The sequence below is a fragment of the Streptococcus sp. A69 genome (genome assembly GCF_058556195.1).
The window spans coordinates 653422-665463 of the sequence record NZ_JBZUJU010000002.1 but is presented as its reverse complement, the minus strand read 5'-3'; the positions used below and the strand labels follow the sequence as shown (position 1 = coordinate 665463).

The 12042-nt window shown below is 41.4% G+C and carries 8 protein-coding genes; 1 reads left to right on the top strand and 7 read right to left on the bottom strand.

All coding sequences use genetic code 11. The features are described 5' to 3' along the window. Window positions 1-73: 73 nt before the first annotated feature. From AC4ME5_RS07265 to mecA, 6 genes are all read right to left on the bottom strand, one after another. Window positions 74-1822, bottom strand: a complete 1749-nt coding sequence (locus tag AC4ME5_RS07265) for an ABC transporter ATP-binding protein (RefSeq protein WP_491800421.1) — start codon at window positions 1820-1822, stop codon at window positions 74-76. Between the two features lies 1 nt (window position 1823). Continuing rightward, window positions 1824-3548, bottom strand: coding sequence for an ABC transporter ATP-binding protein (locus AC4ME5_RS07260; protein ID WP_491800420.1), 1725 nt, complete (start codon window positions 3546-3548; stop codon window positions 1824-1826). Between the two features lie 59 nt (window positions 3549-3607). Further along, window positions 3608-4546 carry a peptide-methionine (R)-S-oxide reductase MsrB gene (gene msrB, locus AC4ME5_RS07255; RefSeq protein WP_084939121.1) on the bottom strand — a complete coding sequence of 313 codons (939 nt, stop codon included), beginning with the start codon at window positions 4544-4546 and terminating at the stop codon, window positions 3608-3610. A 258-nt stretch (window positions 4547-4804) separates the two neighbouring features. Then, window positions 4805-5674, bottom strand: coding sequence for a homoserine kinase (gene thrB / locus AC4ME5_RS07250; RefSeq protein WP_167265416.1), 870 nt, complete (start codon window positions 5672-5674; stop codon window positions 4805-4807). 1 nt (window position 5675) lies between these two features. Beyond that, window positions 5676-6962, bottom strand: a complete 1287-nt coding sequence (locus AC4ME5_RS07245; RefSeq protein WP_491800419.1) for a homoserine dehydrogenase — start codon at window positions 6960-6962, stop codon at window positions 5676-5678. A 147-nt stretch (window positions 6963-7109) separates the two neighbouring features. Next, the gene (mecA, locus tag AC4ME5_RS07240) at window positions 7110-7850 is read right to left on the bottom strand and encodes an adaptor protein MecA (RefSeq protein WP_491800436.1); all 741 of its coding nucleotides are present in this window, start codon (window positions 7848-7850) and stop codon (window positions 7110-7112) included. 122 nt (window positions 7851-7972) lie between these two features. Here mecA and AC4ME5_RS07235 point away from each other — a divergent pair, with 122 nt between their 5' ends. Next, entirely contained in the window at window positions 7973-9451 is a 1479-nt protein-coding gene (locus tag AC4ME5_RS07235) for an oligosaccharide flippase family protein (RefSeq protein ID WP_491800418.1), read from the top strand. A gap of 44 nt (window positions 9452-9495) precedes the next feature. Here the strand turns inward: AC4ME5_RS07235 and AC4ME5_RS07230 are convergent, their stop codons facing one another. Continuing rightward, window positions 9496-12021, bottom strand: a complete 2526-nt coding sequence (locus AC4ME5_RS07230) for an MBL fold metallo-hydrolase (RefSeq protein ID WP_491800417.1) — start codon at window positions 12019-12021, stop codon at window positions 9496-9498. Window positions 12022-12042 lie beyond the last annotated feature (21 nt).

The window sequence follows — 12042 nt, the reverse complement described above, 5'->3', positions numbered from 1 at the left end:
TTTTTCTAGCTATTGTAACAAAAAAGTCACCCGAAGGCAACTTTTTTTCCATAATATTGCAAAATAGAAAGGATTATTCAGAGCTAAAAGCTGAAGCTTTTTGCATTTGGTAATACTTGCCCTTTCTAGCCATGAGATCCTGATGGTTACCATGCTCAACAATGTCACCATCTACCAAGACAAGAATCAAATCCGCATCCTGAATGGTTGACAAACGGTGAGCAATGATAAAGCTTGTGCGCCCCTTCATGAGTTTGGCAAAGGCATCCTGGACCAGCACTTCTGTCCGTGTATCGATGGAGGAAGTTGCCTCGTCTAAGATAAGAATCTTTGGGATAGCTAGAAAGACTCGGGCGATAGTTAAGAGCTGGGCTTGCCCAACAGAGAGGGATTCTCCTGCATTTTCCAACTTAGTATCGTATCCCTGTGGCAACTGTTGGATGAAAAAGTCTGCATTGGCTGCTTTTGCGGCAGCAATCACCTGCTCCCGACTGGCGTCAGGATTTCCAAAGGCAATATTGTCATGAATGGTTCCTTGCTTGAGCCAGGTTTCTTGGAGCACCATCCCAAACTGCTGTCTCAATGACGCTCGGGTATAATCATAAATGGATTGCCCATCTAACAAGATATCTCCCGAGTTAATAGGATAAAAACGCATGAGGAGATTGATAAGAGTTGACTTACCAGCACCTGTCGGACCAACGATGGCTACCTTGCTACCAGCTGGGATATCGATAGACAAATCCTTAATCAAGATCCTTTCAGGATTGTATCCAAAAGAAACATGCTTAAAGGAAATGGCTCCCTTAACTTGGTCACTGGTCAAGACTTCCTTACCTGTTTCAGCCACCTCTGGACTTTCTAAGACAGCATAGATGCGTTCTGCGCAAGCGAGAGCACTTTGCAACTCAGCTAGCACTGAAGAAATATCGTTAAAGGGCTTGGTATACTGCTGAACATAGTTCAAAAAAGTTACTAAACGCCCAATGGTCAAGGTTGAACCCATCATGATACGATAAGCTCCTACTCCAGCTAGAAGAGCATAAATGAGCGCATTGACAAAGCGAGTTGAAGGATTAACCGTTGAGGAATAAAAGATGGCTGACTGAGAATAGCCTGAGTAGTTGGCATTCGCCTCGTGCAGTCTTTGAATAAACTCTGTCTGAGCATTGAAGGACTGGATAATAGTCTGCTGGCTAAGCGATTCTTCAATCAACTGAGTCTGAATCCCCCTGGTCCCTGTTTGCTTCTGGAAGAGATGATAGGAGCGTTTGGCAATAAAGCGTGAAATCACCATGGACAGGGGCGTCAACAGCAAGACCAAGAGGGTCATGAGAAGGTGAATTTGGATCATGGCTAGAATACTAACCAAAATCATCAAAACACCAATGAAAAATTGATTGAAAATCATGGTCAAACCAGCTGCCAACTGTTCTATGTCTGTGGTCACACGACTGACCATCTCTCCACTGCCCTGCCGATCCACAAAAGCAATCGGTAAACGATGGAGCTTATGGATAATTCGCTCTCGCAAGTCTCTGGTATAAGAGAAGATTAGACGATTATAAAGAAGAGGATTGGCCCATTGTACCAGAGTATTTCCTATGACTACCAAGATCATCTGAATGAAAATCTGCCAAAAAACTGGTGAAGAATCAGCTACTAGGACCTGGTCAATGACCTGCCCAATCAAGATAGGTAGGTAGATCGATAAAGCAACTTGGGCAATAGTTCCTAGAAAGGCTAGGAAAAGGAGGAAGGGATGGCTTGCTAAATCTATGGCCAAACGTTTGAGCGTCTGGTTTGCGGTTTGTCGTTTCATGCTAGTCCTCCTTTCCATGTTGGGATGCATTGATTTCGCGATAGACTTGGCTAGTCTTCATCAATTCCTCGTGCTTACCAACAGCTAGGAGCTCACCTTTTTCCAAGAGGAGAATCTGGTCAGCCATCTGAAGTGTCGAAGTCCGTTGAGAAATCAAGATTAAGCTCGTATTTGGCAGATTTTCTCTAATAGCTTTCAAGAGCTTGGACTCGGTAATGGTGTCGAGGGCCGAGGTCGCATCATCTAAGATGAGAAATGGAGCTTGGCGCAAGACTGCACGTGCGATAGACAGCCTTTGTTTTTGTCCACCTGAGAAATTTCGACCTCCTGCCTCAACCAGGGCATCCAAGAGTCCTTCCTTTTCACTGACAAAATCCTTAGCTTGCGCAATCTCCAAGGCCTGCCAGAGTTGCTGGTCAGACACTTCTCGATTGAAACCCAAAGTCAAGTTGGAACGAATAGTTCCCTTAAAGAGTTCGACCTTTTGGGGCACATAGGCAATCCAAGACCGCCATTGCTCAAGATTACGAGGACTACGTCCATTTCGATAAAGGTCAATACTTCCCTTGTCTGCCGGATAAAGACCTAGTAAGACTTGCACCAAGCTTGATTTACCAGAACCAGTTCCCCCGATGATACCAAGGATCTGCCCTTGATTCATATCAAAGGAAATGTTTCTTAGAGAAGGCTGGGCCGCATCAGGATAGGTAAAAGTCAATTCTTTGACTTGCAAAACCCGATCACCGGTAGCTTGTTTTTGTTCTAATTCTGAAAAAATATCTTCTGGAGCTTCGGTAAAAACTTCCTCGATTCGTTTAGCTGAGATATAAGACTGGTTGAGAGAATTGATCAGCATAGCTAGTTTGACCAATTCCACCAAAATCTGCAAGAGATAGTTGATAAGGGCAATGAGAGCACCTTGACTGAGTAAACCTCCTTGTATAAAAATATAGCCCTGCCAGATGATGACGAGAAGAGTTCCATTGACAATCAGATAGGTCAGAGGTGTTAACAAACTAGACCAGAAACCTGTCTTTTCTTGTAATCTAGCATAAACTTGGTTAAGGGTTTGAAAAATCTGTAACTCTCGTTTTTCTTGACCAAAAGCACGAATAACTCGCATCCCTTGCAATTGCTGGCGTGTTTCCTGAACCAGCTGATCCGTCTTCTTTCTGAGACTACTGTAGAGAGGATTGACCAGTCGAGAGAGACCGACAATGACAATCGTCAAAATGACAACCATAACTAAAAACCAGAAAGTTAGCTCAGCCGAGATGCGATAGGCCATAAAGATAGCCCCAAAGACGATAATAGGCGCTCGCAAAAAGAGGCGCAGGAATTGATTGATACCAGTCTGTATCTGGTAGGTATCCGAAGTCAAGCGAGTCACCAAGCTAGAAGTTGTCAGACGATCTCTGCTATCCTTGGGTAAGGAAAGAATATGACGATAAAGGTCATCTGTCAGTTCCTTGGCGAATCCAACCGCTGCCTTGGCTGAGTAAAACTGGGCTATCAAGGCCACTAAAACGCCAATCACTGCAAAGATAAGGAGCAGGCCAATCTGCATCCAGAGGTGTCCCTGATCTCTCTGGGGCAAGGACTGGTCAACAATCCCAGCAATCACCATGGGAACCAAGAGTTCAAAAACAGCTTCTAGCAGCTTGAACAGGGGTGCTAGAATCGACTCTTTGATGTAGGGTTTGAAGTAAGATAGTAAGTGTTTCATAAATCCCTTCTATTCTTATTCTGGAAATGAAGAAAGTGGGAAGCCCCACCCTCTCAGTTTTATTTGTTTAAGTAAGGTAATAGATAGCCATATCCTGCTTTTTCCATCTCATCCTTAGCTACAAAACGCAAAGATGCAGAATTAATACAGTAACGCAGGCCACCTAATTCCTGAGGTCCATCTGTGAAAACATGACCCAAGTGAGCATTTCCTGACCGAGAACGAACCTCGATTCGCTCCATTCCATGACTCAGATCTTTGTAATAGTGAATCAATTCCTTAGAAATCGGACGACTAAAACTTGGCCAACCACAACCTGAGGCAAACTTATCCTTAGCGAAAAAAAGCGGTTCACCCGTCGTGATGTCTACATAAATCCCTTCTTCAAAGGTCTGGTCATAAGCATTACTAAATGGAGCCTCTGTAGCAGCTTCTTGCGTAACACGGTAAGACTCTTCAGTTAAACTTTCCTTTAACACCTCTTGACTAGGCTTTTCATAGTTAGATGCGTCAATCAATGGCTTCTCAGCATCGGTCACATCGATATGACAATAACCTGAAGGATTTTTCTTGAGATAGTCTTGGTGGTAGTCTTCAGCCAAAATGTAGTGGCGAAGTTTCTCCACTTCTACTGCAATCTTTCGACCCAGCATACGCTCCTGCTCCTGCACCACTGTGTAGATAGCTGGCAAGTCTGCTTCATCCTGATAATAGATCCCCGTTCGATATTGGCGACCACGGTCATTCCCTTGTTGGTTAATAGACAAGGGATCAATAACACGGAAATAATAAAGTAAAATTTCTCTAAGTGACACTGCCTTCTCATCATAAATTACTTGAACAGTCTCTGCATGGTCTGTTTCCTTGAGCAGCTGGTAATTGGTTGTTTCGACTTGCCCATTAGCGTAGCCTACACTGGTAGCTAGCACTCCCGAAATTCGGGAAAAATATTCCTCTAAACCCCAAAAACAACCACCTGCTAGATAAATTTCTGCCATCTTTATTTCTCCTTTATCAAGTTTTTAACTAATACTCTTCGAAAATCTCTTCAAACCACGTCAGCTTACATCTGCAACCTCAAAACAGTATTTTGAGCTAACTTCGTCAGTTTCATCTACAACCTCAAAACCATGTTTTGAGCAACCTGCGGCTAGCTTCCTAGTTTGCTCTTTGATTTTCATTGAGTATAAACTTCTTTTCAAAAAAAGGATAGGAAGCCCTCTGGTCAAGAGTTTCCCCATCCTATCTTCTATTCTTTACTTTGTTTCGACACGGACACCTTGGGTATCAACATTCAAATCATGCAGTTTGCCTTTGAAAGACTGCTTTTGCAATTCTGCCTTAATCGCCGGCATCTTGTCATGAGAAGCCAAGACCATAACTGTCGGCCCTGCTCCAGAGAGATAGGTCGCATAGGCCCCATTCTCTTTAGCTACTTGCTTAATCGTCGCAAATTCACGGACCAGACTTTGACGATAACGCTCGTGGAAGAGGTCCCCCTCGATTGCTTGTCCAGCTGTCACCATATCTCCTGCTAACAAGGCTGCAACAGCAACATTTGCGATAGAACTAGCTGCAACTGCTTCCTTGTAGGGCAATTTTTTAGGCAAGACACCACGACTGTCTCGAGTACGCAATTCATAGTTTGGAATGTAGGCTAGGAAATCACATTCTGGGAAGTCTGCTACGATAGCAGAGACTTGCCCTTCAACGGAACTTGCAATAACGAGTTTACCATAAATAGCTGGAGCCACATTGTCAGGATGTCCTTCAATCTTGGTCGCCAGCTGCAATTTGTCATGGTCAGATAAGTTGAGCTTGGCCAGTTGGTTGGCCAGTTCAATCCCAGCAACGATAACCGAGCTAGAAGAACCTAAACCACGCGCCAGGGGAACATCACTGATCATTTTCAAGCGTCTCGGTTGCAAATCAGGCGCAATTTGCAAGGCAATCTTAAGCAAAAGATTACGCTCGTCATGGGGAATCCATTTGCCAATCTGGTGTTCAATCAGCCACTCATCTCGTTCTTCACAGACCTCAATTTGAAGATACTTGGTAACAGCTACACCGACCGAATCAAAACCTGGCCCGATATTGGCACTGGTTGCAGGTACAATAATCTTCATCCTATTCTCCTAACACCTTGAAGGTATTCAAGAGGTCAAATTCTGAAGCTGTGGCCAACTCAGCTGAAACATTCTCAAGTTGTGCTTTATTGATCTTATGAGTGATAATCACTACACGTGCCTTGTCACCCTCTTTGCCATCTTGGAGGATTTGCTTGAAGGAAATATCTTGAGCATTAAAGATTTCAGCCAATTTCAAGACCTGACCTTTTGAGTCTGGCGCCAAGATTGAGAAGTAATAATTGGCTTTGACATCTTCTGGATTTGCCAAGACAAGTTCACGGCTATATTCGTTGAAGTCTTTGCCAATGGTGCCATCATTCAAGCGACGAACGATACGGACAATGTCCGCTACAACACTTGTTGCAGTTGGTTTTTGACCAGCACCTGGTCCGTAGTACATAGACTCACCGATACCAATAGATTCTACAAAAACAGCGTTCATTACCCCATTCACACTGGCAAGTGGATGGGCTTTAGGAAGGAAGGTTGGAGTTACTTCCGCAGCAATACCTGAAGGAGTTTCCTCGATAGAACCTACCAATTTCACTACATAGCCGAGGTTTTGGGCAACAGCTACGTCTTCTGGTGTGATGTTGCGGATTCCCTTGTGGGCTACATCGTCAAAGGCAACCTTCATGCCAAAGGCAAATTGGCTCAAAATCACCATCTTATAAGCTGCGTCAATCCCATCCACGTCATTTGTTGGGTCACTTTCTGCAAATCCAAGTCTTTGAGCTTCAGCCAAAGCATCATCATAAGACCAGCCTTCTTCGACCATTTTGGTCATCATAAAGTTAGAAGTTCCGTTAACGACACCAAGAACGCGCGTAATTTTGTCAGAAGCCAACGAATTTGCCAAAGTACGAAGAATTGGAATCCCACCAGCTACTGCTGCTTCATAGTAAAGTGCTACATTATGCTCTTTAGCGATTTCTAACAATTCTGCACCATGAACAGCCAAAAGGTCCTTGTTAGCAGTAACAACGTGTTTCCCAGCTTCTAAGGCACGAGTGATAAAGGTTTTAGCTGGTTCGATACGTCCCATCAATTCCACTACGATTGTAATGTCTTGATCTGACAAAATATCATCTACATTGGTTACAAAGTTAAAGTCATTTCCTGCTGCAAGCAAGCGGTTCTTTTCATCTTCATCCTTGACCAATACCTTGGCTACTTCAATCTCTGAATGAGCTGACTGAACGATTTTTTCTCCATTTTCCTTTAGTAGGAATGGCACACCACTTGCAACGGTACCAAATCCAAGTAAAGCAATTTTAACTGTCATGTTTGTCTCCTAGAAATTTTCTGATATAGCCATTATAACAGAATTTTGTGAAAATTCCTATTATAGTAAATCACTATTTCGATCTAGAAAAGAAAAAACGAATCCCATGATTCGTCTTTCTTGATAAATGAAAATTGATTTTAAAAATTATGAACGAATCTTTTGCAGACCGAGAACTGCGTCATGGTTAATCAATATTTGCCCATACTCTTGCAAGACTGAACGACTGATGTCACTGTCGTCTGCAAATTCACGCATACGAGCCAAGAGCCAGGCCGGATATGGACTAGGATGATTTTCTACATCGACTAAGATTGTCAAATAGTAGTGCCCATTCATCTTATAGAGTTCAGAGGTTTCCATCTGGTAGTTAACCGTCTTTGCAAAAGCAACTAAGTCAGCAAGGCTTGCAAAGCGCAGGATATAGTAGATATAAGGTTCTTTCCTATTCTCCGTCTCCTTGTCTGCCTGCTCTTGCTCTTCTTCCTTTGCTTCAACCTGCTCTAGAGATTGGATGGCCTCAATATCGTCCTTGGTTTTCTCTGCGATACTCTTTTCTAGAGTCTTGAGAAATTCATCTGGCGACATTTGGGCCAATTCTTCCATGTCAGGTAGGTCCGCCAAATCTTCAAAATCCAGAGTTTGGTCAATCTTGGATTTGGTCACAAAGACGTCCACCTTATCAGGTTTTGGCGTCACGCGGAAACTCAGCATACCACTATCCAAGAAATTGTCTGGCATCTCTAACTCATCTAAAATAGCATAGAAAAACTCTTCGGTTTTTTCCTGAGGAACGAGAAAGTCTGCAATCTCCATTCCTCTATCCATCAAATCATCTAAAGTCATCGTGATTTTCAGTGTTGTATCACTAATTTGTTTCATCTTCATATCTAGTAACCTCATACTTTCAGTCTATCTATTATACTAGATTTTTACGATTTTATCAAAAGAATGAAGCGAGAATGTGATATAATACTAGATATGATTTTAGATTTAAGAAAGAAAGTTCAATGAAAAATATAAAAGTAAATGCCTTGGCCAGCTTGCTGGTCAATATTCTCAATATCGTTTTTCCACTGATAACCAATCCTTATCTGACGCGGATTCTCAGCAAATCCAACTACGGTTATTTCAATACGGCCAATACCTGGGCTAGCTTTGTTATTCCACTAGCTGCCTTTGGAATATACAACTACGGGATTCGAGCTATCAGTAAGGTCAAGGATGACAAGAATAAAATCAACTACGTCTTTTCTAAGTTGTTTTATATCTCTGTTTTTACCTCTCTCCTGACCACTGGTATCTACTTCCTCATTATCTTCTTTGACACCAGCATTGAGAATCTGAAAGTCCTCTACTATATCCTAGGGGCCCAAGCACTCTTCCAATTTCTCAATATCGAATGGATGAACGAGGCTTATGAAAATTATGCCTTCATCCTCTATAAAACATTAATTATTCGAATTACCATGCTGGTCGCTATCTTCGCCTTTGTTAAAACGGCAGATGATATCGTTCCTTATGCTATCGTTATGACAGCGACCACTATCCTCAACTACCTGCTCAGTTTTCTTTGGATTAAGAGAGAAGTTTCTTTTGTTAAGATTGGTTTCGTCGAATTAGCTAAAGCTTCTAAACCACTCTTTACTATGCTTCTCTTAGCAAACGCTAATATGCTTTATACCTTGCTAGATAGAATGTTTATCACCAAGGGACCAGATGAAAACTACATTTCTTATTATACAATTGCCTATAGTATCGTCATGTTGATTGCCAGTGTCTTGAGTGGAGCTATCAACGTCAGTATTCCGCGCCTTGGCTACTATCTCGGTAAAAAGGATTACAAGTCCTATAATTATCTCGTGAATCAAGCGGCATCCTTATTCTATTTCCTTATGGTTCCAACTAGTATCGGGATTATGATATTGGGACGGTACGCAACTGTTATTTATTCTTCTGAAAAATATCTTGAAGCGGGTATCGTAACTAGCGTCTTCGCTTTTCGTACCATCATCTGGGCTATTGAATTGATTCTTGGTAAACAGATTATCTTTATCAACGACCATGAAAATCGCTTAACTGCCTTTTACTTCCTCGGTGGTGGCGCCAATATACTATTAAATAGCATCTTGTATTTCAATAATATTTTTGCACCTGAGTATTACATCGCTACGACCATTATCGCAGAAACTATCGTAGTTTTACTTGAAATTCATTTTATCAAGAAACATCAACTGATTAGTTTAAAAGAAATTTTTATAACCTTAACACGTTATAGCCTCATATCCCTTGGTTTTATCCCAATCTTCTATATTTTCAAAATGATTTTCCAAATCAATTCCTACACAGTAAACTTCAATATGATTCTCATGGTTCTTTCCACCGTAGCAACTTGTGGTATCTATTATCTCTTGACCCTCTTTATCGCCAAAGACAAAACACTCCACTATGCACTGAACCTTGTACTTGCTAAATTAAAACGAAATTAAAAATCCCCTACTGATAAATTAGTTGGCAGTAGGGGATTTCTTCTTTATTCTTTTTCCTTCTTTTCAGAAGCGTTGGCTTCTAGGTTTGAATCTTGTTTAGGTTGTTCAACAATAGAGGAATTAGATTCTTGTTTCTGTTCTGGCTTAACTGCCTCGCTATTTACAGCAGCAACAGCCTGTTTCCAGATACCTTCTTCGTTTACTTTATAACCATCAGGTGTTGTTGCGTTCTTCAATAAAGAACCATCAGCTTGGAAATAGTACCAATTACCATCAAGCTGTTTCCAACCCGTTTGCATAGCTCCTGATTCATCAAAGTAATAATGATCACCATTTACTTTATGAAGACCAACCAACATGATACCATCTTCAGGATTTAGATAATACCAAACGCCTTTGTCTTTTATCCAACCAATTTTCATGGCTCCATTTGATTCAAAGTAACGGTAATGATTATCAGACCATTTCCAGCCAGTTTGCATGGCACCAGATTTGCTAAAGTAATATTGCTTACCATCTACTTGATGAAGGCCGACCAGCATAATGCCTTCTTTTCCTTCAAGATAGTACCAAGCTTCACCATCTTTCAACCAACCAGTTTTCATAACTCCAGAACTTGCAAAATAGTTCCAGTGACCATCAACAAAGGCCCAGCCTGTTTGCATGGCACCACTGGCATTCAAATAGTAACGGACACCATTGATATCTTGGCTTCCAGTTAACATGATGCCATCTTTATCCAAATAATACCATGTTTCCTGATCCTTGACCCAACCAGTTTTCATAGCTCCAGAACTTGCAAAATAGTTCCAGTGACCATCAACAAAAGCCCAGCCTGTTTGCATGGCACCACTGGCATTCAAATAGTAACGGACACCATTAATATCTTGGCTTCCAGTTAACATGATGCCATCTTTATCCAAATAATACCATGTTTCCTGATCCTTGACCCAGCCGGTTTTCATAGCTCCAGAACTTGCAAAATAGTTCCAGTGACCATCAACAAAGGCCCAGCCTGTTTGCATGACACCTTCTTGATTAAAGTAGTACGTGCTTCCATTAATATTCTTTTTACCGACAGTCTTTAGCCCATCCTCATCATAGAAATACCAATCTGAATCAATCTTTTGCCAAGTTGAAGGCTTACCTGCTGCTTGGAGTGCACCACTTTCGCTAAAGAACATCTTCTTGCCATTATAGACTTGATGTCCTGTTAGCATCTTCCCATCTGCCGCAAAGAGATACTTTTTCCCTCCAATTTCAGAGAGCTCGCTAAATCGTCTAGCACCATTTGATTGGATATAATACCAAGAGTCATCTAGTTTGAACCAACCACCAGTTTGCATTTTACCATTTTGGTTCAGATAGTAATCATTCCCTTTGGCATTTTCTCCCCAGTCGTCGTTAAGATGAAGCCAGCGACCTGCTTGCATTTGTCCTTTTCCGTTAAAGAAGTAAGTGGCTCCGCCAATCTCTCTCCAGCCGATAGCCATTTCTCCGTCAGTCAAACGATATTTCCAATAACCATCTTCTTGATACCATTTTTCGTCAACTACAGGGATATCAGGGAAGGTATTTGAAACATTAGCAAATCCTTTATCGCTAATATCAAAAACGGTAGCGTCTTGAGTTTGGCTAGCGGCATGCAGAACCTGAATATTTTTCTTCTGAAGGTATTCTCTGGTTGAAGCAACATTAATATCTCCACCAGTTGTCTGAATAACCATTTTTGGTGATAAGTTTTCAAGGAAATTAATCGTATTTGAAATTGTCGCATCATAATGGTGGTTCCATTTCATCATATCAACCTTGCCGATAACTGGACCTAACTTATCTTCTGCTCCCTCAGCATTATCCAAATCTCCACCAAGATAGATTCTCTTTCCTGCCACAGTCACCACTGAAACAATGGAGTTGGAGTTATCATCTCGAACTCTTTTCAGATTCCCATCAGCATCATATTCATTCTTATAGTTATAGAGTTGGATATCCATATCACCTAATTTTAGATGGCTATCCTCATCTGAAATATTCTGAATAAGAGTAACTCCGCGTCTTTGAGCTGCTCTCAAAGCATTATCATAATTAAAAAGATTATCCCAAAGTCCCCAGTGTGAGGTGATCCGATCATCTGAATATTTTTTCAAATAAAACTTACCGACTTGATATCGATTGAGTATTTCATCCGCTCCACCAATATGGTCACTATGGACATGAGTTCCTAGAATAAAATCTAATTTTTTTACACCTATTTGATCCAGGTGGCGAATCAAGCGATCTTCCAATACTTGATTATTTCTCATGGAAATTCCCCAGCGGCTTGGATAGCGTGGGTCACTCCCATCAGGGAAATCATAGTCTTCTCCCATATCAATCAAAGCATAATGACCATTACTTTCCAGAAGGATGGCATCACTTCCAGATTTTGCTTTAGTATTTATGAAATGGATACGATTGCCCGAACCTGCAGAGATAGTATCTGCATCTACTCCTTGCGATAACTGAATCAGTAATAGAAAGAATGCGAGAACACTATATCTAACTGATTTTAATAACCATTTATTTTTCATCTTGAAAACTCCTTTATCTTA

Excerpts from the sequence above, each read along its gene's own strand:
- AC4ME5_RS07260 (WP_491800420.1), bottom strand. The coding sequence starts at position 3,548 with ATGAAACACTTACTATCTTACTTCAAACCCTACATCAAAGAGTCGATT.
- AC4ME5_RS07265 (WP_491800421.1), bottom strand. The coding sequence starts at position 1,822 with ATGAAACGACAAACCGCAAACCAGACGCTCAAACGTTTGGCCATAGAT.
- AC4ME5_RS07235 (WP_491800418.1), top strand. The coding sequence starts at position 7,973 with ATGAAAAATATAAAAGTAAATGCCTTGGCCAGCTTGCTGGTCAATATT.
- thrB (WP_167265416.1), bottom strand. The coding sequence starts at position 5,674 with ATGAAGATTATTGTACCTGCAACCAGTGCCAATATCGGGCCAGGTTTT.
- AC4ME5_RS07230 (WP_491800417.1), bottom strand. The coding sequence starts at position 12,021 with ATGAAAAATAAATGGTTATTAAAATCAGTTAGATATAGTGTTCTCGCA.
- mecA (WP_491800436.1), bottom strand. The coding sequence starts at position 7,850 with ATGAAGATGAAACAAATTAGTGATACAACACTGAAAATCACGATGACT.
- msrB (WP_084939121.1), bottom strand. The coding sequence starts at position 4,546 with ATGGCAGAAATTTATCTAGCAGGTGGTTGTTTTTGGGGTTTAGAGGAA.
- AC4ME5_RS07245 (WP_491800419.1), bottom strand. The coding sequence starts at position 6,962 with ATGACAGTTAAAATTGCTTTACTTGGATTTGGTACCGTTGCAAGTGGT.